Source organism: Clostridium sp. UBA5712 (genome assembly GCF_002419845.1).
Lineage (GTDB): Bacteria > Bacillota > Clostridia > Clostridiales > Clostridiaceae > Clostridium_J > Clostridium_J sulfidigenes.
Window position 1 is genome coordinate 218,486 of sequence record NZ_DIGW01000015.1, and the last position, 26,725, is coordinate 245,210.

The following is a 26,725-nucleotide window of genomic DNA, read 5'->3' on the forward strand; positions in this document are numbered from 1 at the left end:
TTATGAAGTTAGCAGCGGTGTCTGTAACAAGACAAGGAGATAATATTGCAAAAAAACTAAGTGAAACTTTAGAGCTTAAGCTTTACTCTAGTTATAATAACAAAAACTTCAAACTAAAATCTGTATGTGAAGAGCTTATGAATACTGTAGATGGAATAATTTTTATCTCATCTACAGGCATTGCAGTAAGAGGAATAGCACCTTTTCTAAAGGGAAAGGATAAGGACCCGGCAGTGGTAGTAGTAGACTGTGAAAGTAGATTCGCCATAAGTCTTGCAGGAGGACATCTTGGAGGAGCTAATGAACTTGCTTTAAAAGTGTCAGAAATTCTTAAGGCTACACCAGTTATAACTACAGCCACAGATACCATGGGAATAGATGCTCCAGATATGATTGCTAAGAATAATAACCTGATTATAGATGATATGAAAATAGCTAAAGATATAGCTGCCAAATTAGTTGATAAAGCTAAGGTTGGTTTTTTAGATGATGAAGGCCAAATAAAAATGCCAAAGGGATATGTAATTCCTGAAGGAGATATTAAGGGTATGGTTACAGTATCTAATAAAATAGATGTGGATAACTTGCCACCTGTTGAAGGCTTGATTCACCTTAAGCTCATAAGGCGAAACATCATATTAGGTATGGGATGTAGAAAAGATGTGGATAAGGACAAAGTTAAAAACTTTGTTGTGGATACTTTAAAGAAATATAATATAGATTTAAGAGCCATAAAAACTATTTCTACAGTGGAAGTTAAAAAGAATGAAGGAGCATTAATTGCTTTAAGTGAATTTTTAAACTGTCACATGGAGATTCATTCTTTAAAAGAAATAGAAAGCATAGAACATAAATATAATGGTAGTGATTTTGTTAAGAAATCTATAGGTGTGAGAGCGGTATGTGAGCCTTGTGTTGAATTAGCAGGGGGAGAGTTACTTACAGATAAAATTAGTTTTGAAGGTATAACCCTTTGTATTGGAAAGTTAGTCTACTGATAATGGAGGAAAAATAATGGGAAAATTATATGTAGTAGGAATCGGTCCAGGAGGACTTGATTACATGACAATTAAAGCTGTAAAGGCTATAGAAGAAAGTGATATAGTAGTAGGATACACAAAGTATATAGAAATGATAAAGCCACTTTTAGATGGTAAGAAAGTTTATTCTACAGGAATGATGGGTGAAGAGGCAAGATGCCAGGAAGCTTTAAGATTAACTAGTGAAGGAACGGTAGCTGTAGTAAGTACAGGAGATGCTGGAATCTATGGTATGGCTGGGTTAATTCTTGAAATGAAAAAGGATGAAGAAGTAGAGGTAATCCCAGGGGTTACAGCATCATCTTCAGCAGGATCAATAGTTGGAGCTCCACTTATGCATGATAACTGCAACATAAGCTTAAGTGATTTAATGACTCCATATGAAGATATAAAGAAGAGAGTTAAGCTTGCAGCAGAAGGAGATTTTATAATATCTCTTTATAATCCAAAGAGTAAGGGAAGACCTCATTACTTAAGAGAAGCTATAGATATAATAAAGGAATATAGAAATGAAGATACACCAGTTGCTATTGTTAAGCATGCATTAAGAGAAGGTCAAGAAGCTACAGTTTGCACTATAGGAACCTTTGATGATTCTATAGTAGATATGATGACTATGGTTATTATAGGAAATACTAAGAGTTATATAAAAGATGGATTATTTATAACTCCAAGAGGATATAAATTAGAAAACAAGTAGACATTAAGGGGGAGAATTACAATGATAGCTTTAATAGTAGGTACATCAGAGGGAAAGGTAATTCTTTCCCATCTAAATAAATATACAGATAACATTTTAGTATCCACAGCTACAACCTATGGTGGAGAGCTTTTAGTGGATTATAAATATAAAATATTAAATGATAAACCTTTAGTTTATGAAGAGTTAAAAGCATTATTTATGAAAAGTGGTGTAAGGGTAATTGTAGATGCATCTCATCCCTATGCAGTTCTAATAAGTGGAACAGCTATGAAGATAGCAAAGGATATGGGAATTGAGTATGTAAGGTATGAAAGACAAAGTACTTTAGATACGTTACCTAAAAATGATTTGATAATAGAGGTGCCGACCTATGAAGAATTAGGAGAAGCCCTAAAAGATATAGATGGATGTATTTTAAATACTACAGGAAGTAGAAATATAGATAAGATATTAGATTTAAAACTTGAAAATAGAATAGTTCATAGAGTTCTACCTTCTTTAAAAGTTATGGAGGAAGTATTTGCGTTAGGTGTTAGAGTAGAGGATTTGATATTCATAAAAGGACCTATAGGCTATGAACTAAATAAAGCCTTTATAAAAGAATATGATGGCAAGGCTTTAATAACAAAGGATAGTGGTCCACAAGGTGGAACTTATGAAAAAATAAAGGCTGCCATAGACATGGGAATTAAAGTTTTTGTAGTAGAAAGAAAGACCATGGATTACGGCATTGTCTTTAATGATGAAGAAAAATTAAGTCACTATATCTGTAGCAACCAAGAAAACTATTAGTAACATTTCAAAGTGTAATAAAAGACTCGGGTGACGGTGGGAGTAACTTTTATTATACAAAACAAAAAGTTATGTTATAGATTATATACTAATATATTTAAAGTGCACGTTAAGTATATTCTTTATAATCACATTATTTAGCTACAGTTAAGTATATAGGAATTTAAATATAAGCATTGCTAGCGGTATTATATTTAAATTAAATCATTTTTACTAAATATAAGGGGGAAAAATTATGAATAAATCAAGTATTACTAAAAAATCATTTGTATTTATATGGGCATTAGCACTATTCTTTACAGTGCCTAAATTAGCTTATGGTATGCATATTGCAGAAGGGTTTTTACCAATGGCTTGGTGTGCGTTTTATTTTGTAGCATGCATTCCATTTGTAGCATTAGGAATTAGAGATATAAGAAAAAAAACTATGAGTAGCAAGGATTTAAAAATGCTTTTAGCATTGATTGGAGCTTTTGCTTTTGTATTATCAGCAATGAAACTACCGTCTGTTACAGGAAGTTCATCACATCCAACAGGTACAGGTCTTGGAGCAATGATATTTGGACCATTTGCTATGTCTGTGGTTTCTATAGTAGTCCTTTTATTCCAAGCGCTTTTCTTAGCTCATGGAGGATTAACAACTTTAGGAGCTAATGTTTTATCAATGGGTATTGCAGGACCGATAGTAGCCTTTGCAGTTTATAAATTATTTAAAAATAAAAATAAAAAATTAGCAATATTCCTTGGTGCAACTTTAGGGGACTTAGCAACATATCTAGTTACATCCATTCAACTTGGACTTGCATTCCCAGCTACTACAGGTGGATTTGCAGCGGCGTTTATAAAGTTTGTATCAATATTTGCTATAACTCAAGTTCCACTTGCTGTAGTAGAAGGAATAATAACTGTTATGATATTTGACTTTATAGAAAAACATGCCTCTGAGGAGTTATTAGAAGTTGGAGGTGTAAGATAATATGAAAAAAAATATAGGATTAATTTTATTATGTATAGCAATTGTGGTAGGATCTTTATTCTTAGGTAGAAATGGTGAATTTAATGGTGCCGATGGAGAAATTGAGGTTAAAATCCAAGAATTAAATGGAGATTATGAGCCTTGGGCAGCGCCTATGTGGGAACCACCATCAGGAGAAATTGAAAGCTTCCTTTTCTGTTTACAAGCAGCAATTGGGGCTGGATTCATAGGATATTACATTGGGGTTAAAAAAGGAGCTTCAAAGAATAAGGGAGCTAAGACTAATGTAGGTGGAAAAGTGAAAGAATGTTAAGGACAGTACTTTCATATTCAAAGCTAAGTAAATTAGCAAATATTCATCCTATAGAGAAAATAATTTTATGTATATTACCAATAATAGCACTTAGTTTTACAACTAGGTGCTATCCTTTGGTTATAAATATAATGTTTTTTCTTGTACTTCATATTGTTTATAAGAACCCTATGCATATAGTAAAACACTTTGTAGAGGCAACTTTTTTATTTGCTTTAGTTTCTTCTATAACCTTTGTATTTGATTATGGATGGTATAGTACTTTAATACTTATATTAAAGGCGGTGTCTGGGGGGATATCCGTTAGTTTTTTAACTTTAACTACACCTACAGATCATGTATTTTATATATTCTCTAAGGTAAGTTGGCTTAGAGATATTTGTGATATAGGAAAATCTATGGAGAGATTTTTAATACTTATAGATGATGAATTTCAAACATTACGGAAGAGTATGTTATGTAGAGGCGCCTTTGGTGGTTTTAAGAATAAGGTTAAGGATTCAGGAAGTCTTGCTGCTTTACTTTTTATTAATACTTTAAAACGTTGGAAAGAAATTAAGGATGGAATTAACAGTAGAGGCTATAGAGGAAATATTTATTATGGCTTTGAAGAATTCCATTTGTCATATAAAAGAATAGCTATAATAGTAGGATATATTACATTTCTTATTATTTTGGTGAGTATACCTAAGTGGTTTTAGAAGCTGGGTATACTTTTTATTTTTTTAGATAACTCTCATAATTTAATATAGAATTTTGTAGTTTATATGGCTAAAGAGATATACTATATAATAGAGACTGTTAAAAATATAAATTAAAGTATAGAACTTAAAAGGACAAAAAATAGGGAAAATCCTCCTGAAGTAAATAGAAGGAAATTTCCTATATAAGATAAATATAAAAGATTAAGGACTTAATAATAATTGATAACTATTATCAATAAATTCATATTACTATAATATTTTACATATGTCAATATAATTGAAAATAATTTTCAATTAAAAGTTAATGTATTTAGTAAACATATTTGTTAATATATAATTAAGTGGAGACTTGTAATACATTTATATAAATAAATTTTGAAAAACATGTGGGATATGGATAATAAATTAATTAAAAAATGATTGGGGTAATTTAGAAAATGAGATATGTTAATTTAGAAGAATTGAAAGAGCTCCCGGGTTTTAATAACATAGATGAAAATACTTTAAGAAAGTTATCTAATATTACTAGAGTCACTAGGTATGAAAAGGGGAAGGTACTATTTAGAGATAAGGATATTGTAGATAATATCTACATAGTATTAAAGGGAAAAGTATCACTATATAAGTTCAATGAAAAGGGTCAAAAAAAGGTTATATTTATATTGGGGCTAGGTGATCTTATAAATGAAGTTATATTACAAAGCTCTACTGCATCTATAAATTGTGAAACCATAGAGGACTCTCAAATAATGTATTGTAACACAATGGAGCTTTTACAAGTCATGGAATCAGACTTTGAGTTTACAAAAATGGTACTGTCATCTTTATCTTTAAAAGTAAGAAGAATGTATAGACAATTTAAAAATACTACTGGAGTTTTAAATATGGGAAAGAGAGTTGCATCAAAGCTTTGGAAACTAGGTAGGGATTATGGGGTAGCTGATGACAATGGTATATTAATAGACATGGAGATTAGTATAACCTATCTAGCAGACTTATTTGGAGCACAAAGGGAGACCATATCAAGGGCATGTAAAGAACTTAGTGAATTGGGATTAATTGAATATAATAATAAGAAATTTATAATAAAAAATAAAGAAAAACTTTTAGAATATTTTAAAGCACCGTGATTTTTATCACGGTGCTTTAAAATTTATAAGCCTATAATGAAGCTATAATTATAAAAGAGGGAAGGGATTTATTATGGTTTGTGGAGATTTTAACAAAGTATGTGCAGCTGGTAAAACAAAGATGCAATTGTTAAATGAAAACCCTATAGGATATTTTATTTCTTCTATGTTGGCAGGATTATTTATAGGATTAGGTTCTATTCTTATCTTTACCATAGGAGGTCAACTGACATCAGCAGGTTTAGGTGCTGTAAAGATTGTTATGGGATTAGCTTTTGGTGGAGCATTGAGTCTAGTTATAATGGCAGGGGGAGAATTATTTACAGGAAATAACTTTGTACTAGCATCGGCATCCCTAAATAAGGATGTACCATGGAAAGGGACTATGAAGCTATGGTTAGTATGTTTTTTAGGAAATCTACTAGGTTCAATTATAGCAGGAGTAATGTTTAAATTATCAGGTTTAGCTACAGGTAGTGTTGGTGAATACATTGCAAAGGCATCAGAAATAAAAATGACAATACCACTTATACCATTATTTTTCCGTGGAGTATTTTGCAATATATTAGTGTGTTTAGCAGTTTGGTGTGGATTTAAATGCAAAGAAGAAGTAGCAAAATTAATTATGATATTTTGGTGCTTATTTATTTTTATTACAGTAGGATTTGAGCACAGTATCGCTAATATGACAGTATTAACAATAGGTTTATTATCACCTTTTGATGCTTATGTCACCATAGGTGGATATATATATAATATTTTAGTTGTAACACTTGGTAATATGGTTGGAGGTATTTTCTTCGTAGCTCTTCCATACTACATTATATCAAGAAAAAAAGTAAATTAGAGGTGAATTATGGGTTACAAATTATATTTAGAAAAATTCAATGAAATTTTAAAAGAGCTTTCATCAGAGTATATAATATATGCTCCTATATTAATTAAGGGTGGTGCAAACTTTTCCGATACAGACAGAGTTAGATATGGGCAAATATCAAAGGTTGAAGATATAGTTTTTGATGAAAAATCTCATTTTTCCTTTAAGGAAGTGTTATTACCACAATCTGAAACTCTACTTTATTTTACTGAAGATGAAGTAAGGGAAGCAGCCCCTAAATCTAAAGGATCAATAGTGTTTTTAAGAAGTTGCGACTTACATGCTGTAAAAAGAATGGATGATATATACTTAAGAAATGGCTTTGAAGATTACTATTATAAAAGACTTAGAGAGAATACAAAATTCATATTGATGGGGTGTGAAAGAACCTTTGAAAATTGTTTCTGTGTAGATATGGGAACTAATAAATCAAATAATTATGATGGATACATTAGGGTAGAAAATCATGAAGTTTACTTTGATAGTAAATGTGAAACTTTTGACATTTTATTAGAGAAAAAAGAGGCTGATACTATAGAGGTAGAACCTAAATTTATTTCTGAAAACAATGTTACCGTTAATATTCCAGAAGAACTTAGTCTAGATGTTATGAAATCTACCATGTGGGAGGAATATAATCAAAGATGCATTGCTTGTGGTCGTTGTAATTTTGTCTGTCCTACATGTACTTGCTTCACTATGCAAGATATTTTCTATGGAGATAATAAAAATGTAGGAGAACGTAGAAGAGTATGGTCTTCCTGTCAAGTGGATGGATTTACTGATATGGCTGGAGGACATAGCTTCAGACAAAATAAGGGTCAAAGAATGCGTTTTAAGGTGCTACACAAAGTATATGATTACAAGAAAAAATGGGGTTACCATATGTGTGTAGGCTGTGGTAGATGTGATGATATATGTCCAGAATACATTTCATTTAGTAACTGTATTAATAAATTGCAATCAGCATGTGATGAGGTGAAATAGATGAATAAGAATGAATATATACCTTTTATTTCAGAAATAAAGGAAGTAATAAAGCATACAGAAATTGAGTATACCTTTAGAATGAGCTATATTGGTGATGTGAAACCAGGACAGTTCTTTGAAGTATCAATACCTAAATATGGGGAAGCACCTATATCAGTAAGTGGTATTGGAGAAGGAACTGTTGATTTAACAATACGTAAGGTAGGAAAGGTTACTGATGAAATATTTAGTAACTATGTAGGTGATAAATTATTTTTAAGAGGACCCTATGGAAATGGTTTTGACATAGATAATTATAAAGGTCATGAAGTTATTGTAGTAGCTGGAGGTACAGGACTTTCTCCAGTAAGAGGAATTGTGGACTATTTTGGTAATAATCCACAGGATGCTAAAAAGTTTTCTCTAATTTGTGGATTTAAATCTCCTGAAGATGTTTTATTTAAAGAAGATATTAAGAGATGGAATAACACCATGGAATTAATTCTTACTGTAGATAAGGCAGAGGAGAGCTATGGAGGAAATGTTGGAATGGTGACTAAGTACATTCCAGATATGAAGATAGATGATATTAATGATGTACAAGTAGTTGTAGTAGGACCACCAATTATGATGAAGTTTACTGTGGCTGAATTCTTAAAAAGAGGAATTCCAGAAAAAAATATTTGGATTTCTCAAGAGAGAAAAATGTGCTGTGGTATTGGAAAATGTGGACATTGCAAGATAGATGATACGTATATATGCCTAGATGGACCTGTGTTTAACTATACAAAGGGCAAAGAGTTAATAGATTAATTGGAGGTGAATTACATGGATATAAACACTAAAAACCTAAAAAAGAATGCATTTAGGGTTACAAAAAGAAGAGGATATACAGCATCAAGAATTCGTGTTCCAGGGGGAAAGATGGATGCTAAATATTTAGCCATGATTCAAGAGATTGCAGAAAAATACGGTGATGGAACTGTAAACATTACTATGAGGCAAGGCTTTGAAGTACCAGGTATTAGCTTTGAACATATGGATAAAGTAAATGAATTATTGCAACCAATCATTGAAGGATTAGAAATTAATCAAACAGATGAAGGAAAGGGGTACTCTGCAGCTGGAACTAGAAATATATCTGCCTGTGTAGGAAACAATATCTGTCCATATGCTAATTACAATACAACGGAATTTGCAAAGAAGATAGAAAAGGCCATCTTCCCCAATGATTTACACTTCAAAGTAGCTTTAACAGGATGTTCTAATGACTGTGGAAAAGTTAGACTAAATGATTTTGGAATAATAGGGATGACAGAACCTCAATATGATATGAATAAATGTGTATCCTGTGGAGCTTGTGTAAGAGCATGTACAAAGAAGTCCACTGGAGCATTAACTATGAATAACTATAAAATTCAACGTGATCATAAGAAGTGTATAGGGTGTGGAGAGTGTGTAATAGCATGTCCAACAGATGCATGGACTAGAAGCAGAGAAAAATATTACAAGCTTGTTCTTTTAGGTAGAACAGGAAAGAAAAATCCACGTTTAGCTAAGGATTTTATAGCTTGGGTAGACGAAGAGAGTATAATAAAAATAATCTGTAACACCTACAGCTATGTTAAGGAATATATAGATAAGGATGCATCAGGTGGTAAGGAGCATATAGGATATATTGTAGATAGAACAGGCTTCCCAGAATTTAAAAAGTGGGCCATGGAGGGAGTTAAGCTTTCTGATAAAACTGTTGTTCAAGAAACCATGTATTGGGATGGGATTAAGTATTAAAAATAATATATTTTAGTCACAATTGACTTTTTACCCTTGAATGTAAATATTTGTTGTAGTATAATCATATTTGTAAAATTTGAAAAAATAAATAAAACTAAATAATGAAATATAGGTTTGATTTTATCAATTAAAAGGGAAGTAGGTGTAAATCCTACACGGTCCCGCCGCTGTAAAGGTGGAGTTTTGTACTTATACCACTGGGAAACTGGGAAGGTGTACAAAAACCATGAAACCTGAGTCAGAAGACCTGCCTGTGTTTTAACACGTAAACTCTGCGGAGAATGGAGTGGTGTAACACAAGATATTTATATACATATGTATACATAAATATATTTTTAATATATTTTTTGTATTTATATATTTTTATGATGTATATGGTTGGTAAATATGATGTTATTTAAGTCCATTTAACTTAGAGTTAAATGGACTTTTTTTACGTTTAAATTTATTTGAAAGAAGTAATAAATTAATATTTTTAAAAGGGGGCGAAAAATTGAGTTTTAACAAAAGAAAGTTTGATTTTCATGTTCTAACATATATTATTCTATTTTTATCATTAATAATAATAATTTTTTCTAATGATAATCCGGCAGTGGTTTTCTCTCTATATTTTTATATATTTTCATTATTCATATATAGCGGAAACACATATAAATTAAAAAAAGTTTTAGTCTATTTTATACCCTTTGCCATATTTATAATTCTTCTAAATATGATATTTGTTACACAAGGTAGTATGATTTTATTTAAAATTGGAAGTAAAAGATTTACCTTGGAGGCTTTAATATATGCATTAACAATGGCACTTAAGTTATTTGCAGTGGCCAGTCTCTTTATATCCTTTGAATTTATTATTGATTCAGATAGGGCAATTTCATATTTTTCAAGCAAGATGCCAAAATCAACTTTAACTCTAGTTATTGCTTTTAAGTTAGTTCCTGGTCTTAGAGATAGATTAAATAAACTTAAAGAAATTTATACAATTAGAGGAGTTGATTTTAATAAAAAGAGTTCAAGAGAAAAGACTAAAAGCTATGTTCCAGTATTGTCAATATTACTTGAAAATTCTATGGAAAGTTCTTTTGATATAGGGGAAGCAGCTTTTGTTAGAGGATTTTTAAGTAATGAAAGAAGTACCTATGACAGACAGAAGTTTAGAAAAAAAGATATTTCTATTATGGTTTTAAGCGGAGTTTTATTAATAGTATATATATTTGCTCAATATAAAGGAGCTGTTGATTTCAAAATATATGATGGGGTAAGTATAGTAAATATATTTAACTATGGAACAACATCAATATTTGTGATTATTCTAGCTATTACATTATTAATTTTAAAATATAGTAGGGAGAAAGACTATGGAATATATAGAGATTGAAAATTTAAGTTATTCATATCCTCTAGAAGGAAAGAAATCTTTAAATAACATAAATTTAGGATTAGGTAGAGGAGAGGTTTTATTAGTAGTTGGGAAATCGGGTTCAGGGAAATCAACTTTAGCTAAATCAATTACTGGGGCTGTTCCTCATTTTTATGGGGGCACAATATCAGGAGGAATTATCATTGATGGAGTACCATTAGAAGAGATGAGCCATAGCGAAAGGGCAAAGACAGTTACAATGGTTTTTCAGGATCCGGAGAAACAATTAATGATGAATAAGGTTCATAGAGAGATTGCTTTTGGACTTGAAAATATAGGGGTAAGTGAATCAACTATTAAGAGACGTGTATGGGAGGTCATGGAGTTTATAGGAATAACTGACCTGGCAGAAAGAGATATAACAACTTTATCAGGTGGTCAAAAGCAAAAAGTTGCAATAGCCTCTGCAGTGGCATATTTGCCAAAATGTATTATTTTTGATGAACCTTCCTCTCAGCTTGATGTTTCTGCGGCAGAAAGCATTGTGAATCTAATTAGAAAAATAAATGAAGAATTAGGAATAACAATAATCATTATAGAGCAGCGAGTAAATAAATGGTTTGATATAGCTGATAAAATTGCCTTTATGAATGAGGGTAAAGTTAATTTTTATAATAGTAGGTATGATTTTTATAAAGAATCTAAAGAAGAAGTTATTAATTTTTTACCTGATTATTTGAAGCTTAGCAAAAACCTTTCATGGGGTAATATGCCTAATAATTTCAAAGAAACTAGATGTAGAATTGATGATAAATATTCTGATATTAGCATAGATTGTTTAGATTTTAAAATAGATAAAAATCATGTTAAGAAACAAGTTTGCGAATATGGTAGTAATGCAATAAAAACAGAGAAATTAAATTGTTACTTCAATTCAATTCATGCCATAAAAGATCTTTCATTAAATATTGAAAATGGAGATTTCATAGGTATTATGGGAGCAAATGGGGCTGGTAAGAGTACACTTTTAAATTCTCTTATTGGGCTTAAAGAGTATAAGGGTAGTATTAAGGTATTTGGTAATGAAGTGAAAAAACTAACTGTTAATAAGATGGCAAGTATCATTGGATATGTATCACAGAATCCGAATGATTACATATCAAAATCAACGGTGTATGAAGAACTAAAGTTTACAATGGATAATTATAATTCCTTTGATAAGGAAGAATTAGAAAAGGTTTTAAAAGATTTAGATATTTATGAACTTAAGGATAAAAATCCAAGGGATTTAAGTGGAGGTCAAAAACAGAGGGTAGCCATAGGTTCTATATTAGTGATGAAGCCTAAAATACTTCTCATTGATGAGCCAACAAGAGGCCTTGACCTTGAAGTTAAAAATAAATTAGGTAGGGTTCTTAAAAATTTAAATAATAATGGAACTACAATAGTTATGGTCACCCATGATGTGGATTTTGCCTGTGATTTTTGCAAAAGTTTTGCTCTTATGTTTAATGGAGAAATAGTATCAAAGGGAAGTAGAGATGAGGTACTAAGCCATGGAATTTACTATACAACTTCCATAAATAAACTTTTTAAGAATGTAAATGAGAAGATTTTTACACTTGATGAAGGAAAAAAATATTTACTAAAAGAGGGACAAGCAAATGAAAAAAATTAGTTTAATAATAACCTCCCTTATTATTTTAGTTCTTATGATACTTACACTGCAAAAGGATATCCAAAATAGTTTTGCCCTACTTTCTACATTGGGGGTTTTGGGAATACTGTTTTTAAGTTATTTTTACTTTGAGAAAAGTATGCTGGGTACAAAGGAGATTGCAGTAATTGCAACTTTAAGTGCATTTACTGCACTATCGAGAATTGCCTTTGCTCCTATACCAAATGTGAAGCCTGTAACATTCCTTGTGGCATTATCAGGTTTTGTATTTGGGCCCTATGAAGGATTTCTTATTGGGAGTACATCAGCATTTTTATCTAATATATTTTTTGGTCAGGGACCATGGACACCGTGGCAGATGTTTTCCTGGGGACTTGTGGGAATTATATCTGGTATTTGGGGTAGAAAGGGAAAAAGAGTAAGGGCTCTAAAATTTTCAATTATATGTTTTATCTATGGATTTATGTTTGATTGGATCATGAATTTTTGGTATGTTTTGGGTTTTGTAAAACCAATTACAATACAAAGTGTTATCATGGCTTATCTGTCAGGATTAACATTTGATATTTTACATGGAGGAGGTAGCTTTATTTTTTCAATTATATTCTATGATAGCTTTATTGATGTACTTTTAAGATACAAAAGAAGGCTTGATATAACTTATATAAAAAATTAATGGAGGGGATTTTATGAAGAAGACATTTAAAAAGAATCTATTATGTTTATTAGTTGCATTACTAATTGGATTTACTCAGTTTTCTACAATTTTTACACAAAAAGTTGAAGCTGCTGATAAATCTGTAAAGGTGAAGGTTAGGATTGAAGCTAGTGACCATACTATCGTTCCAGAAACAGAAGTGGATGTAACAAATTTTGAGTTAGAACCTTATAACTGTAATGAAGTTAGCGGTGAGCCTAAGGCAATACATGCTATAATCAAAGCTTTAGAAGCCAATGGTCTTAATCCAAAAGATCAAAGCAAATTTAACTTTGGACGTGGAAGCTATATATCCAATATTGATGGAGTATCTCAGGGATCATTTGGGTCATTTGATGGTTGGGGATATTATGTTAATGATAATTATACAGATAAGTTAGTTGGTGGTCATGATTTAGTAGATGGGGACAGTATAGTACTATTCCACATGGAAAATTATGTGTACGCACGTTATGGTTACTTTAATAAGAAAGCAGTTAGCGCAAAAACTGGGGAAGATATTTCACTAGATTTAACTGGTAAATATTTTTTCCCGGGTGGAATACCAAATGATGTGGCTTTAGTAGATAAGGCAAAAATAATTATTAATGATAAAGAAACCCAATATATTACTGATGAAAATGGACAAGTAAAACTAAACTTCGATAAACCAGGAACCTACATTGTTACTGCAGATAAAAGGGTAAAGGATTGTGATCCCTTTGACTACAGTAAAACTGGCAGGCCCTTTAAAGATAAAGTTCTTGACAATAGAATGCTAGCAAGACCATACTGTAAAATTGTTGTTGAACAAAAGGATAAAGTTGCTCCACAAATAACAACAAATATAAGTAAAACAACAGTGACAAAAAGTGAGTTTACATTTATAGTATCTGCCATTGATGATGTTGATGGTAAGGTTAATAGTGAAGTTAAATTAGGGGAAAATGTTATTGAACCTAATGAAGATGGACAATATGTTGTTAATCTTTCTAAGGGCGAAAATAGAATATCTGTTAAAGCAGTAGATAAGGCTGGAAATGAAGGAAAGAAGACTATAGTAGTTAACTATAAAGAATTATCATCTATTGATTCATATGATGTTAAGAGTGAATTAGAAAAAACTAAAAACTATATGATTGCTAATAATGGTGATGAGTGGGCAGCTTTAAGTTTAAGTAAATTTGGAATCAAAGGTAATAAAGAAAGCTTTAACAATATAGTTAAGCAATTTAAGAGTGGAGTAGAGGAAGATGGGTTATCTGAGTATTTTTATAAAGATACAGATCTTGAAAAAATGATAATATATGTTACTAGCCAAGGTTATAATCCTTATAATTTCTTAGGTCATGACTTGGTTAAGGAGTTATTTAACAGAGATGTAAAAGAATTTAATAGATATGCACAGATATTTGGACTGATGGTTTACGATTACTGTAATGTAAGTGGAGAATATAAAATTACAAAAGATATACTAGCTAAGGAGTTAGTTAATAGTAAAGTAGTTTATGATGTAGATGGAGATGAATATTGTGGATGGAATATATGGGGTGCTGATGTAGATGTTGATACAACTGCTGCTGCAATAAATGCGTTATCAAGCTATTATGATAATAATAAAGAAATTAAAGATACTATTGATAAAGCAGTTAAAACATTAGCATTAATGCAAAAAGAAAATGGATGTTATGAAGCTTGGGGAAGTGAAGCTAGTGAAAGTATTAGTTTTACAATTTTAGGACTTACATCAATAGGTGTTGACCCAGCTGGTGAGTTATTCACTAAATCAAATGGAGAAGACCTAAATAATTTAGTTTCTGCCCTGCTTACATTTAAGGGCACTGATGGTCAATTTAAGCATACAACAGATACTAATAATAATTACATGTCAAGTGAGCAGGCATTAAGAGCTTTAATTGCCTTAGAGCAATTTAGAGGAAATGGTAAATACAATTATTATAAGAGTAATATTGATGCAAAATTATTACCTGTATATGTTGAAGGTAATAATACTCCTGTAGTTAATGTTCCAGAAGATACAGATGATATCAAAATACCTATAGGTATAATTAAGAGTCCAGAGTCAAATGAAGTAGTAGTAAATTGGAATGATACATCTTTGAATATACCATCTAAGATTTTTGATTCATATACAGGAATTTTAGAAGATTATCAGGTTATCTTAAAAAGAGAAGTTTTAGATAAAAATTCTAATATATTAAATATAGAAAATGGAACTAAGATCATAGGTAAGGTTTTTGATTATACTATGTCAGTAAAAGATAATAAAGGAAAGATAACTGAAATAAAAGATTTTGGTAGCAATAAAGTAAAGGTCGTAATAAAATTATCAAAAGATGATATAAAGGGAATAGATGTTTCAAAATTAGCAGCATATTATTACAATGGTACTAAGTGGGAAAAAATAGATGGTGGTAAATTTGATAATAATAATTTAACATTTACCTTTGAAACTACACATTTTAGTATTTATAGCTTGATGGTTAAAGATGATGAATCTAAGGATAATAGTGATAAAACAGATGAGGAATCAAATAATAAAACAGATAATGAAATAAATAATGATACAAATAATGATACAAATAATAAAACAAATAATGATACAAATAACAAAACAAACAATGGTGGTAAGAGTGAGTCCAATACCGTTAATGGTAATAAAGCAGACGATCTTCCTAAAACAGGAAAACCTATGAATTTGAATTTATTAGTAGTTGGATCATTGATTTGTATAGTATCAGGGATTGTTTTAATAAAAAGAAAAAGAATTAGTAATAACTAAAATAGTAAATACATAAGGAAGCTGTAGGCTTCCTTGTGTATTTATTAGAATTTAGAGAGAAGGTGCTATGTTGAAGGGGAAAAATAAGATATTACTTATAATTTCCGCTCTTATTATTTTTGCGGGAATGTTTGTTTTTGCACAAAAACTTCAAAAGTCATTCAATAATACAATTGCTGAAAAAGCTACAATCACAGCTGAGCAAGAAAATAAAGAAGACAGCAAAAATGATAAAATTAATAAGGAAGTAAGTGATAAGGAAACTAGTACGGATAAGACTGATAATAAAGAAGATAGTAAGGTTAATGAAAGCAATAAAGAGACTGATGATAAAGAAAATGTTGTAGTTAATGATTTATCTAAAGTTAAAGATAATTCTGATTCTAACACTGAAAAGAAATCTAATGCTAATAGCTATAATTCGAAAAATTCATCTACTGAAAAGAAAAAAACTGCAAGTAAAAAGGAAGAATCATCAAATTCATCCAATAGTTCTAAAGCAACTGTAGAACCTAAAAAGGAGGAGCCAACTCCAGCGGTAAAAGATGAAACTCCAAACTTTATAGTAATTGATACAATAAGTAATAAAACACTAGCTTCTAAATATGTAGATTATGATAATATTACTGTTGCTCAATTAACATTCAAGGTTTTAGATGAGTTAGGGATAAAATATAGAACTACAGGCTTTAACGATACAACATACTTTGCATCTATTGCAGGGCTTAGAGAGAAAGCTGCTGGTCCTTTAAGTGGATGGTGCTACTATGTAAAGAAAAGTGGGAGTAATGGATTTGTTAAACCTAATGTGGGAACCGGAAGTTGGATTTATAATAAAGGTGATACTGTGATATGGAAATATTGGGAGGATGGAGTTAATAATTAATTTTTATCAATGCCAACATTAGTTAAATATATAAAATAAGAAAGTACCTATTATCACTGAAGGTACTTTCTTATTTTTTAATTACTCCAAGGAATTCTTTCTTTTTTTCATGAATTTATAAGCTATGAATCCAAAACAAATTATTAGAATAGCTATAGCTACAATAGAATAATCTTTCAAAATCCTTTGAATTAGGTCAGTATTTTCACCTAAAAAATATCCTAAAGATATAAGAATTATGTTCCAAATAGTTATACCCCCAAGGGAGTATAATATAAATTGAGAATAACTCATTTTTACAGCCCCTACAGCTAGTGATATGTAAGTTCTAGTTAAAGGGAATAATCTACTTAGAAACACAGCAGGTTTTCCATACTTATCAAGAAATAAATCTAACTTATTGAAACTTTTTTTTGCACCAGATGATTTACTACAAAGCCAATTTATTATAGGAGAGCCTCCAAAGTATCCAATGGTATAGCAAAGAGTTGAACCAATTAATCCTGCTCCAGTACTAAGAAGAATAACTCCAATAAAGCTAAAGTTACCATAAGAAGCTAAAAGACCTATAAAAGGTAACAGTACTTCACTAGGCAATGGAAAACAGGAATATTCTAAAAATACCGCTAAGAATACACCAGGATATCCAAATCCTTGTATAGTAGTTATTATTGTATTTAAAAAATCATTTACAAAATTCATATAAGCACCTCAAATTTATATTTTAAGATATATTTAAACAAGTGTATTATAAACTTAAAGTGTATAAACTTAAAGTTTAATTAAGTTAAGTTTATGTTAAATACAATATATTGTAATATATTATTAAAGGCTTAAGGATATAACTTTTATGTATAGATTACTTATACTTTTATATTGAAGGAAATTAATAAGAATAATAAGTGTATTGTATAAGATACTAAATGAAAATCAAGGAAAATCCTTGAATTACATGGGTAAAAGTAGTATAATGATATTGTAGTTGATACACTATATTATATTAAAAAACAATATATAGCATTAGCTTACATAAGCTGATTAATAAAGAGAAAATTTAATATAAAAATAATAGAGGTACAAAGTTTAATACTTTGTTTAAAAGGGAAGTAAGTGAAAATCTTATACGGTCCCGCCGCTGTAATGGTGAGAAGCTTCTTAAAGCGCCACTGACGAATGTTGGGAAGGCTGAAGCAACTGTGAACCAAAGTCAGAAGACCTGCCTATATTAATACACTAGATACTCTACGGTAGATGGAGGGGTGTTATAAAAGAATGGATATATTAAAGCATAGCATATACTTTAATGTAATTTTCTGTGATTTTTATACCCCTTAACTGAAGAGTTAAGGGGTTTTGTTGTTGAGTAAATATATAACTTTAAATCCCTAGTAATTATTGCCCTATAAAAAATTTATATATAATAATTAAAGGTTTGAAGATATTGCATCTTTGAGCCTTTAATTATTATATTGCTAAAACCATAGAGTGTTATTATCTGATGAAGCAATTACTTCTTTAATAGCATTAACAGCATATAATACATCATCTTCAGTGTTAAAGGAGCCAAAGGCGAATCTTACTGTTCCGTTAGGGAAAGAGCCTAGGGTCTTATGAGCTGATGGTGCACAATGAAGCCCACATCTCACAGATATGCCGTGGTTTTTGGATAGCATATGGGATATTTGACCATTATCACCCTTAGGAAAATCAATGGATACTACAGAAATCCTATTTTCAGCAGAAGGTAGTCCCAGAACTTTAATTTCTTTTATATCCTTAATGTTATCTAAAAATAGTTTAGTTAATTTCATTTCATGATCTTTTATACTACTAAGTCCTTTTTCCTTTAGATATTTTAAGGCTGCATTTAAGCCAAATATTCCAGGTATATTTGGAGTACCACCTTCAAATTTATCAGGCATGTAATCAGGTTGAATTTCATATTCAGAGAAGCTACCAGTACCACCTTCTATAAGAGGAGTAGTTATTTTAGCTAATTCATCTTTTATCAAAAACCCACCTATACCTTGAGGTCCAAGAAGTCCCTTATGACCAGTAAAACATAAAACATCTATATTCATTTTCTCCATATCTATTGGAATTGATCCAGCTGTTTGTGCTGTGTCTGCAATGAAGTAAATATTATTTGCCTTGCAGAACTGTCCTATTTCCTCAAAGGGCATAATAGTTCCACATACATTAGAGCTATGGGTCATTACTACAGCTTTAGTATTAGGCTTAAGGTATTTATGTAAATCAGATGGATTTAACTGTCCTAGGGAATTACAAGGTACTACAGAGTGCTCTATACCTTTGCTTTGTAAGGCGTTTAAAGGGCGAAGTACTGCATTATGTTCCATAGAAGAAGTAATCACATGGTCACCAGCCTTTAAAAATCCTTTTAAAATAACATTAAGACTATGAGTTATATTGCTAGTAAAAATTACATTTTCAGGTTTTGAAAAATTAAATAGTTCACAGAGTAGTTCTCTAGTTTCATAGACTATGTTTTCTGCATTAAAGGAACTATCATAACTACCCCTATTTACATTTCCACCTACATTAACAATATAATTTGTCATAGCTTCAGCTACAGAATTAGGCTTAGGAAAGGATGTAGTACCATTATCTAAATATACTTTTCTCATAATTACCTCCTGAAATCTATATATCCTATATCTAATTAAAGCTTTAAAAATAAACATTTTTTCCTACATTATTATATCATAGAGAATTAAATATAAAGGTTTTATATATTAGGGTTACATAAGTATTAAAAAAACAAATAGATTGTTCTTCGTCTATTCGTAATAAAAATTTAATAAAAATATAAATATATGTTAAAATTTACTTTGGATGAGTTATTATCAAAATTTATTATATTTATCAAATATATGGGGGGAGTAAACCATGAAAGAAAAAAGAGGCATAATTTTTGCTGGTGGAATCATTGGTCTATTATCTGTAGCTTTGGTGTATTTAGGAAATCCTAAAAACATGGGTGCTTGTATAGCATGTTTCTTAAGAGACATAGCAGGTGCGGTAGGACTACATAGAGCTGAAGTTGTACAGTATATAAGACCAGAAGTAATTGGTATAGTTTTAGGGGCATTTATAATTGCACTATTTACAAAGGAATTCAAAGTAAAGGGTGGTTCTTCACCATTCTTAAGATTTATTCTTGGTGCTATAGTGATGATTGGTGCTCTAGTATTCTTAGGATGTCCACTTAGAATGGTTCTTAGAATTGCTGGTGGAGACTTAAATGCTGTAGTAGGCTTACTTGGATTTGCAGCAGGGATATTTGTTGGAATTCAATTTTTAAACAGAGGCTTTACTTTAAAGAGAAATTATAATTTAACTACAGCTGAAGGATATGCAATGCCAGTAATAGCAATAATGTTATTAGTATTATTAATATCTGCTCCAGCATTTATATTCTTTAGTGCAAAGGGTCCAGGTTCTATGCATGCACCTATATGGTTTGCTTTAGCAGCAGGACTTATTATAGGAATTGTAGCACAAAGAACAAGACTTTGCATGGTAGGTGGAATTAGGGATTTAATCATGTTTAAAGATAGTTATTTAATGTGGGGATTTATATCAATATTTGTAGTAACATTAATAGGAAACTTAGTTCTAGGAGATTTCAAACTAGGCTTTGTTGAACAACCTATAGCTCATAATGATGCACTATGGAACTTTATGGGTATGTTAGTTGCAGGTTGGGGTTCAGTACTTTTAGGAGGATGCCCATTAAGACAATTAATACTTGCTGGGGAAGGAAATGCAGATTCTGCAATCACAGTAATGGGGATGATTGTTGGAGCAGCTTTTGCACATAACTTCAAATTAGCATCTTCAGGAGAAGGTCCTACTGGCAATGGAAAGATTGCAATATTTATAGGAATAGCAATATTATTAGGGATTTCTTATTTCTGTATGAATAAATCATTTAACATAAGTAAGAGTAAGGCTGATAGCAAAGGTGGTGTTTCTATTGGTTAAGGTAGATGCAAGGGGAATGAGCTGTCCTCAACCAGTTTTAATGGCTAAAAAAGCATTAAGTGCAAACAAAGATGGATTTGAAATATTAGTTGATAATAATGTGGCTAAGGAAAATGTTTCAAGGTTTATTAAAAATGCAGGTTTAAATGCTGTAGTTACAGAAGTAGAAGAAGATTTTCTAATAAAGGCAGTTAAATAAAATGCAGTATATTGGAGTTTTTTTCACCCATTCAGGGGCTATAAAATATCACAGATATTTAGATAGTATTGAAATTGCTAATGAAACTATGCCAGTTCCAAGAAGACTTAGCTCTAACTGTGGAATTGGGGTTAAATTTATTACAGACAGAGATATAAACAATATGATAACTGAAGATATTGAAAAGATATTTAAAATTGAGGGTAATGAAAGCATTCTTGTATATGAATGTGAATAAATAGAAAGAATCTATCTGTAACAGGATAGGTTCTTTTTTACTCTGTTTATCTATAGTTAATTATGTGATATAAAGTATATAGAGAATATATATGTAAGTTCCATTACGATACTAATAAAGAGGGGTGTTATATATGGAAGAAAGAATATCTATTTTAGTAGTAGAAGATGATGTAGATATAAATGGATTACTATGCAAAATTCTTAAAAAGCAAAATTATGAGGTGAGTAGTGCATATTCAGGTAGTGAAGCTAGAATGTGCATTAACATGTATAATTATGATTTGATTCTTTTAGATTTAATGTTACCAGGATTAACTGGAGAAGAGTTGATAGGAGAAATCAGAAAATCAAAAACTATGCCAATTATTATTATCTCTGCGAAAACTGAGATTTCAGATAAGGTAAAGCTGCTGAAATTAGGTGCAGATGACTATATTACTAAACCCTTTGAGATAAGTGAAGTTGCTGCAAGAGTAGAAGCCCAACTGAGAAGATATAAAAGATTTAGTACTTCAGAGGATAAGGGGCAGGTCTTAGCTTATAAGAATTTAGAGCTGGATAAGGAAGCTATGAAGGTCACAGTGAATGGAAATGACCTTACACTAACGGTAAGAGAGTTTTCTATACTAGAGCTTTTACTAACTCATCCTAAAAAAGTATTTACTAGAGAAAACTTGTATAAGAATATATGGAATGAAGAGTTCTATGGAGAAGATAATACTGTAAATGTGCATATTAGTAATATTAGATCTAAGATATCAAAATTAGATAAGGATACAGAGTATATAAAAACTATTTGGGGTATAGGGTTTACTATGGCTGAATAAACTTTATGATTTCTTTAACTTTTCTTAAGTGTTTATTGAGTTTTGAATTTTATAATAAAGACAATAAGAAAAGGGAAGGGTGAGATTTATGGAAGAAAGTATATTAATTACGCGAAATTTAAGTAAATCCTACGGAAAATTTGAGGCAGTAAAGGATACTAATATAAATATAAAAAAAGGCTCAATATATGGATTGGTAGGAAAAAATGGTGCTGGTAAAACTACTTTATTAAGGATGATTGCAGGCCAAACTATGATAACTAGTGGTGAGATACAATTATTCTCAGAAACTACAGAAAAAGGTTTAGAGATTTCAAGAAAAAGAATAGGCGCAATGATTGAAACTCCAAGTTTTTTTCCATATTTAACGGCGGAGGAAAATCTTGAGTATTATAGAGTTCAAAGAGGAATAGCTGGTTCAGAATGCATAAAACAATTACTTAAAGATGTAGGACTTGAAGATACTAAAAAGAAAAAATTTAAGAGTTTTTCTTTAGGTATGAAACAGAGATTAGGGTTAGCTCTTGCAATGATGAATAATCCGGACTTTTTAGTTTTAGATGAACCAATAAATGGACTTGATCCAATGGGGATTGTTGAAATTCGTAATCTTCTTTTAAAACTAAATGAAGAGAAGAATATTACCATAATAATTTCTAGTCATATACTAAGTGAATTAGCTAGTATAGCAACGGAATATGGCTTTATTGAGAGAGGACAGATGGTAGAACAGATTTCTGCAGAAGAACTTAAGGAGAAGTGTAAGGAATGTTTAGAGATATCAGTAGATAATGCTGAGAAGGCAGCAGTACTGTTAGAGGATAAACTAAATTGTCATGAATATGAGGTATTACCTAATAACATAATTCGAATTTATAAATTTAAAGATACACCTTCCATGGTAAGCAGTACAATTGTTAAAAATGGGGTAGAGTTAAATTCTATGAATATAAAGGGAACCAATTTAGAAGAATACTTTGTTTCATTAGTTGGAGGTGTTATCAATGCTTAATTATATAAAAAGTGAATTATATAGAACTACTCATCGTAAATATCCTTATGTTTTAGTTGGAACTTCTTCATTGATATGTATTCTAGTTAATGTATTAGCATTATGGTTTATGAAAGACCAAGAAGCAATTAACAGAATAACAATGCCAGATATGCTAATGATTTCAACAGGTCTTTTTACATTGATTTATTATTCTGTAATTATGATTGTAGATATTGTATTTTCAGATGAACATAAGCATCAAACTTTAAAAAATACAGTATCCTTTGGGATTAATAGAACAAAAATATATTTAGGGAAATTTATTGTAGAAGTGATTGTAGCCACAGTATCTTTAATTATAGTTGCCACTGTGTTAATATTAAGTTCTTATATATGTCTTGGTTTAGGTGGAGCAACTATGGCAGAAACACTTGGTAATTTTGGGAATAAACTCATTGCTGTATTCCCACTTTGGTTAACAGGAATTGCTATTGCAAACTTACTTGCTTTTAATATTAAGAATAATAATATATTTGCCTTTGCTTATCTAGGGGTAGTAGCTATATTTCCAGGAATAATTAAGCTCCTAGGTTACTATAAACCTATATTTGCAAAAATACAATTATATTTAGTTTCTTACAACATTAAATTTATAGTAGGTCAAGACAGGGTTCTTTCTGAGGATATTACAAAATTTTATGTACTAGGTATAGTATACATTACTTTAATAACGGTTATAGGAATTATTTCCTTTAGAAGAAGAGAGATAAAATAGAATTAATTATTTAAATTCACACATATATAAATTCATACTTATTTAAATATGAAACTATATAAATATAAACCTAGTTAAATAGTAAAATAGGAATATAGTTAAATATTAAAATAGTTAACTATTTGTTCTGTTTATGGGGGTTAAGAGGGTTTCGTTATTTGAAGAAATATATTTAGGGCGTAAGTCTTGGGAGGAGCATTAAATGATATATATAACTATTTTATTTGGTGGTATAGCAGCATTATTTATAGTGCTCTTTCTACTAAATCGCTATAATATAAACAATATAAATAAGGAATTGAAGAAGCTTAAAAATATAAAAACCAATGAACAATTAAAATTAGCAGCCCCTAATAAAAATATTGAAGAGATGATAGGTGAAATTAATTTTATATTAGAAAAAAGTCAAAATGATAGAATAGCTCATGAAAAGAGTGAAAGTGAATTAAGAAAGCAAATTGCTAATATATCTCATGATTTAAGAACTCCTCTTACATCTATTCTAGGCTATGTACAGCTAATTAGGGATGAGTCTACTAGTGAAGAAGAAAAACAGGAGTACTTAGATATTATAGAAAAACGCTCTAAGGTGTTGCAAAATCTTATTACTAGCTTTTATGATTTATCTAGATTAGAAGCCAATGAATATGACCTAGAATTTAAAAAGGTTAATGTTGAAAGTTTATTGCGTGAAATTGTAGCAGCTTTTTATAATGATTTTGTTGATAAAGACTTTGAAGTAGAAGTTGATCTACAAGAAAAATTACCAGCTATAATTGCTGATGAAAATGCTGTAATTAGAATTTTTACAAATATATTTCAAAATGCCTTAAAGCATGGTAGTAAAACTATGTCTATATGTCAAAGGCAAGTAGATGGAGTAATTATTTCTACTTTTAGTAATAGGGTAGAAAACTTTACACAGGAAGACTTAGAACATGTTTTTGATAGATTTTTTACTACAGACAGAATGAGGACAGGACAAAATACAGGTCTTGGATTAACTATTGTAAAGAAACTTACAGAAAGTATGGGACATGAGGTTTCTGCTAGTTTAGAGGATGAAGTCTTTACAATTCAGATTAGATTCAAATTAAAATAGTAGTATAAAATATATAAGTTTTAAATAAGAAAAGAACATTCAAGGCTGAGAAGACAGTTTATGATTGTTCTTTTTTATGTATAATATATGACTTTAAACTCAATCTTAAAAAATCAGCATATTCTATATGAGGATAAAAAGAACATTTTTAACAATAGCAATAAAATGGTTAAAATGTATTTTAAATCTACACAATAAGATGTATAATTAATACATAATTGTGGAAAAAGGTGGAAGTGCTTTGAAAAAGTTAAGAAGTATAATAGTAATTACAGTTTTAGCTATAGCCTTTGTTGGATGTTCAAATGGACAAGCTAATAAAGAAGAAACTAATAATAGTGGAGAAAAAAAAGAAATAATAATCTCAGCAGCGGCAAGTCTTAAAGAATCTATGGAGGAAATTAAAAAGATCTATGAAGAAAAAAATAATATAACTTTAACTTTTAACTTTGGGGCATCAGGAGCGCTTCAAAAACAAATTGAGGAAGGGGCACCGGTAGATATATTTATGTCTGCAGGAGAAAAGCAATTTAAAGCTCTAGAGGATAAGGAACTTATAGAAAGTGGAAGTAAGAAAGACATAGTAGAAAATGAACTTGTTTTAATTGTTAATAATGAATATAAAGATAAAATAAAGGAGCTAGATGATTTGGATAACCTAGATGGACATATAGCTTTAGGCGAAATAGGCTCTGTACCCGCAGGACAATATGCTGAGGAAGCTTTAAATCACTATAATAAGTGGGATATCATAGAGAATAACATTGTTTTTGCAAAGGATGTTAAACAAGTTGTTAGTTATGTAGAAAATGGTGAAGCAGCTTGTGGTATTGTTTATAAATCTGATACAGTTAGTATAAAAAATTCTGTTGTGGTCACTACTTTTGATACATCAAGTCATAAAAAGATCATATACCCAGGAGGGGTAATAAAGACTTCTGAAGTTAAAGCTGAGGCTAAAAGTTTTTTAGAGTTCTTAGCTACTAGTGAAAGTAAAAGAATACTGGAAAGGTATGGTTTTAAGATTAATTAGTTATTAAACAAGGATAATTTATAAGTTTCATAGGAAACAATTGCCTTATGAAGCTTATAAATTATACATGTTATACAAAACAGCATTCCTATAGTATATATAAACAATATAAGATGAGGATGATAAATATATGATGGAATCCATATTAACACCAGTGATGATTTCGCTTAAAGTAGCTTTTGTTGCCACAGGGATAGTTATTATTTTTGGTATAGCATTAGCATGGATATTTTGTAGATATAGTTTTAAGGGGAAGTCAGTATTAGAAACAATAATACTCTTGCCTATGTGTCTTCCGCCTACAGTAGTAGGGTATGGAATGCTAATAGTCATGGGTAGAAATGGTCCTTTAGGAAAGCTTACTGAAGCTGTATTTGGAGGTACTTTAGTATTTACGTGGCAAGGTGCTGCCATTGGAGCTGCAATTGTGGCATTGCCATTAATGTATGAAAGTGCTAAGGCTGGTTTTTTAAACGTAGATATTACATGTATAGAGGCAGCTAGAATATTTGGTGCCAGTGATAGTTATATATTTTTTCATATAGTATTACCTATGGCTTTTGATAGTATTATCAGTGGAGTTATTTTAGCATTCACTAGAGCTTTAGGTGAATTTGGAGCTAGTCTTATGGTTGCCGGTAATATACCAGGAAAAACTCAAACTATACCAATAGCAATATATTTTGCTATGGAAAGTGGAAATAGAACTCAGGGAAATGTGCTGGTAGCAATTGTAGTTGTATTTAGTTTTATTATGGTATTTTGGTTGAATAGATGGAAGAAACTTAGAAAATAATGATAAATACTAAGAATAATAGTATAATA

27 protein-coding genes and 2 riboswitches are annotated in these 26,725 nt (G+C 30.4%); of the genes, 25 read left to right on the top strand and 2 right to left on the bottom strand.

Features of this window, described 5'->3' with window-relative positions; translation table 11 throughout:
* Window positions 1-2 precede the first annotated feature (2 nt).
* From cbiG to B3B03_RS13800, 16 genes are all read left to right on the top strand, one after another.
* Window positions 3-998, top strand: coding sequence for a cobalt-precorrin 5A hydrolase (gene cbiG / locus B3B03_RS13725; RefSeq protein WP_346847036.1), 996 nt, complete (start codon window positions 3-5; stop codon window positions 996-998).
* Window positions 999-1,014: 16 nt separating this feature from the next.
* The gene (gene cobJ, locus B3B03_RS13730; protein WP_035129681.1) at window positions 1,015-1,740 is read left to right on the top strand and encodes a precorrin-3B C(17)-methyltransferase; all 726 of its coding nucleotides are present in this window, start codon (window positions 1,015-1,017) and stop codon (window positions 1,738-1,740) included.
* A gap of 21 nt (window positions 1,741-1,761) precedes the next feature.
* Complete coding sequence (locus tag B3B03_RS13735; protein WP_346847037.1) at window positions 1,762-2,535, top strand: cobalt-precorrin-6A reductase; 774 nt, start codon at window positions 1,762-1,764, stop codon at window positions 2,533-2,535.
* Window positions 2,536-2,770: 235 nt separating this feature from the next.
* The gene (locus B3B03_RS13740; protein ID WP_346847038.1) at window positions 2,771-3,511 is read left to right on the top strand and encodes an energy-coupling factor ABC transporter permease; all 741 of its coding nucleotides are present in this window, start codon (window positions 2,771-2,773) and stop codon (window positions 3,509-3,511) included.
* A 1-nt stretch (window position 3,512) separates the two neighbouring features.
* On the top strand, window positions 3,513-3,824 hold the full coding sequence (locus B3B03_RS13745) for an energy-coupling factor ABC transporter substrate-binding protein (protein WP_051823852.1): 312 nt from the start codon (window positions 3,513-3,515) through the stop codon (window positions 3,822-3,824).
* Window positions 3,818-4,525: a CbiQ family ECF transporter T component gene (locus tag B3B03_RS13750; RefSeq protein WP_346877605.1), complete on the top strand. Its 708-nt coding sequence runs from the start codon at window positions 3,818-3,820 to the stop codon at window positions 4,523-4,525. Before B3B03_RS13745 ends, B3B03_RS13750 begins: the two co-directional genes overlap by 7 nt.
* A 440-nt stretch (window positions 4,526-4,965) precedes the next feature.
* Window positions 4,966-5,658 carry a Crp/Fnr family transcriptional regulator gene (locus B3B03_RS13755; protein WP_035129674.1) on the top strand — a complete coding sequence of 231 codons (693 nt, stop codon included), beginning with the start codon at window positions 4,966-4,968 and terminating at the stop codon, window positions 5,656-5,658.
* A gap of 73 nt (window positions 5,659-5,731) precedes the next feature.
* Window positions 5,732-6,505 carry a formate/nitrite transporter family protein gene (locus tag B3B03_RS13760; RefSeq protein WP_346847041.1) on the top strand — a complete coding sequence of 258 codons (774 nt, stop codon included), beginning with the start codon at window positions 5,732-5,734 and terminating at the stop codon, window positions 6,503-6,505.
* Window positions 6,506-6,514: 9 nt separating this feature from the next.
* Entirely contained in the window at window positions 6,515-7,522 is a 1,008-nt protein-coding gene (gene asrA / locus B3B03_RS13765) for an anaerobic sulfite reductase subunit AsrA (protein ID WP_346847042.1), read from the top strand.
* Window positions 7,523-8,317 carry an anaerobic sulfite reductase subunit AsrB gene (gene asrB / locus B3B03_RS13770; protein WP_346847043.1) on the top strand — a complete coding sequence of 265 codons (795 nt, stop codon included), beginning with the start codon at window positions 7,523-7,525 and terminating at the stop codon, window positions 8,315-8,317.
* A 15-nt stretch (window positions 8,318-8,332) separates the two neighbouring features.
* The gene (gene asrC, locus B3B03_RS13775) at window positions 8,333-9,295 is read left to right on the top strand and encodes a sulfite reductase subunit C (protein ID WP_346877606.1); all 963 of its coding nucleotides are present in this window, start codon (window positions 8,333-8,335) and stop codon (window positions 9,293-9,295) included.
* A 96-nt stretch (window positions 9,296-9,391) separates the two neighbouring features.
* Window positions 9,392-9,567: riboswitch (cobalamin riboswitch) on the top strand.
* A 224-nt stretch (window positions 9,568-9,791) separates the two neighbouring features.
* On the top strand, window positions 9,792-10,676 hold the full coding sequence (locus B3B03_RS13780) for an energy-coupling factor transporter transmembrane component T (RefSeq protein ID WP_346877607.1): 885 nt from the start codon (window positions 9,792-9,794) through the stop codon (window positions 10,674-10,676).
* Window positions 10,657-12,336 (top strand): energy-coupling factor transporter ATPase, encoded by a 1,680-nt coding sequence (locus B3B03_RS13785; protein WP_346877608.1) that lies wholly within the window; start codon window positions 10,657-10,659, stop codon window positions 12,334-12,336. The genes B3B03_RS13780 and B3B03_RS13785 overlap by 20 nt, the downstream gene beginning before the upstream one ends.
* The gene (locus B3B03_RS13790; protein ID WP_346847047.1) at window positions 12,323-13,012 is read left to right on the top strand and encodes an ECF transporter S component; all 690 of its coding nucleotides are present in this window, start codon (window positions 12,323-12,325) and stop codon (window positions 13,010-13,012) included. The genes B3B03_RS13785 and B3B03_RS13790 overlap by 14 nt, the downstream gene beginning before the upstream one ends.
* 13 nt (window positions 13,013-13,025) lie before the next feature.
* Window positions 13,026-15,836 (top strand): DUF4430 domain-containing protein, encoded by a 2,811-nt coding sequence (locus B3B03_RS13795; protein ID WP_346877609.1) that lies wholly within the window; start codon window positions 13,026-13,028, stop codon window positions 15,834-15,836.
* A gap of 67 nt (window positions 15,837-15,903) precedes the next feature.
* Window positions 15,904-16,722, top strand: coding sequence for a DUF4430 domain-containing protein (locus B3B03_RS13800; RefSeq protein ID WP_346847049.1), 819 nt, complete (start codon window positions 15,904-15,906; stop codon window positions 16,720-16,722).
* Between the two features lie 81 nt (window positions 16,723-16,803).
* Here B3B03_RS13800 and B3B03_RS13805 read toward each other — a convergent pair whose 3' ends face one another.
* Together B3B03_RS13805 and B3B03_RS13810 are read right to left on the bottom strand one after the other, a co-directional pair.
* Window positions 16,804-17,424, bottom strand: coding sequence for a DedA family protein (locus B3B03_RS13805; protein WP_346877610.1), 621 nt, complete (start codon window positions 17,422-17,424; stop codon window positions 16,804-16,806).
* A 353-nt stretch (window positions 17,425-17,777) separates the two neighbouring features.
* A riboswitch (cobalamin riboswitch) is annotated at window positions 17,778-17,960 on the top strand.
* A 234-nt stretch (window positions 17,961-18,194) separates the two neighbouring features.
* Entirely contained in the window at window positions 18,195-19,370 is a 1,176-nt protein-coding gene (locus B3B03_RS13810) for an aminotransferase class V-fold PLP-dependent enzyme (protein ID WP_346877611.1), read from the bottom strand.
* Between the two features lie 262 nt (window positions 19,371-19,632).
* Here B3B03_RS13810 and yedE point away from each other — a divergent pair, with 262 nt between their 5' ends.
* The 9 genes from yedE (at window position 19,633) to modB (ending at window position 26,696) form a co-directional block, all read left to right on the top strand.
* Window positions 19,633-20,730: a YedE family putative selenium transporter gene (gene yedE, locus B3B03_RS13815; protein WP_035129665.1), complete on the top strand. Its 1,098-nt coding sequence runs from the start codon at window positions 19,633-19,635 to the stop codon at window positions 20,728-20,730.
* Window positions 20,714-20,929: a sulfurtransferase TusA family protein gene (locus tag B3B03_RS13820; protein WP_341349071.1), complete on the top strand. Its 216-nt coding sequence runs from the start codon at window positions 20,714-20,716 to the stop codon at window positions 20,927-20,929. The genes yedE and B3B03_RS13820 overlap by 17 nt, the downstream gene beginning before the upstream one ends.
* Before the next feature lies 1 nt (window position 20,930).
* On the top strand, window positions 20,931-21,167 hold the full coding sequence (locus B3B03_RS13825; protein ID WP_346847052.1) for a putative Se/S carrier-like protein: 237 nt from the start codon (window positions 20,931-20,933) through the stop codon (window positions 21,165-21,167).
* Between the two features lie 133 nt (window positions 21,168-21,300).
* Window positions 21,301-21,996, top strand: a complete 696-nt coding sequence (locus B3B03_RS13830) for a response regulator transcription factor (protein WP_035129662.1) — start codon at window positions 21,301-21,303, stop codon at window positions 21,994-21,996.
* An 88-nt stretch (window positions 21,997-22,084) separates the two neighbouring features.
* Window positions 22,085-23,008, top strand: coding sequence for an ABC transporter ATP-binding protein (locus tag B3B03_RS13835; protein WP_346847053.1), 924 nt, complete (start codon window positions 22,085-22,087; stop codon window positions 23,006-23,008).
* A complete protein-coding gene (locus B3B03_RS13840) occupies window positions 23,001-23,765 on the top strand; it encodes an ABC transporter permease (protein WP_346847054.1) in 765 nt (254 codons plus the stop codon). The genes B3B03_RS13835 and B3B03_RS13840 overlap by 8 nt, the downstream gene beginning before the upstream one ends.
* 202 nt (window positions 23,766-23,967) lie before the next feature.
* Entirely contained in the window at window positions 23,968-24,867 is a 900-nt protein-coding gene (locus B3B03_RS13845) for a HAMP domain-containing sensor histidine kinase (protein WP_346877612.1), read from the top strand.
* Between the two features lie 241 nt (window positions 24,868-25,108).
* Entirely contained in the window at window positions 25,109-25,900 is a 792-nt protein-coding gene (gene modA / locus B3B03_RS13850) for a molybdate ABC transporter substrate-binding protein (protein WP_346877613.1), read from the top strand.
* A 130-nt stretch (window positions 25,901-26,030) separates the two neighbouring features.
* Window positions 26,031-26,696, top strand: coding sequence for a molybdate ABC transporter permease subunit (gene modB, locus B3B03_RS13855; protein WP_346847057.1), 666 nt, complete (start codon window positions 26,031-26,033; stop codon window positions 26,694-26,696).
* Window positions 26,697-26,725 lie beyond the last annotated feature (29 nt).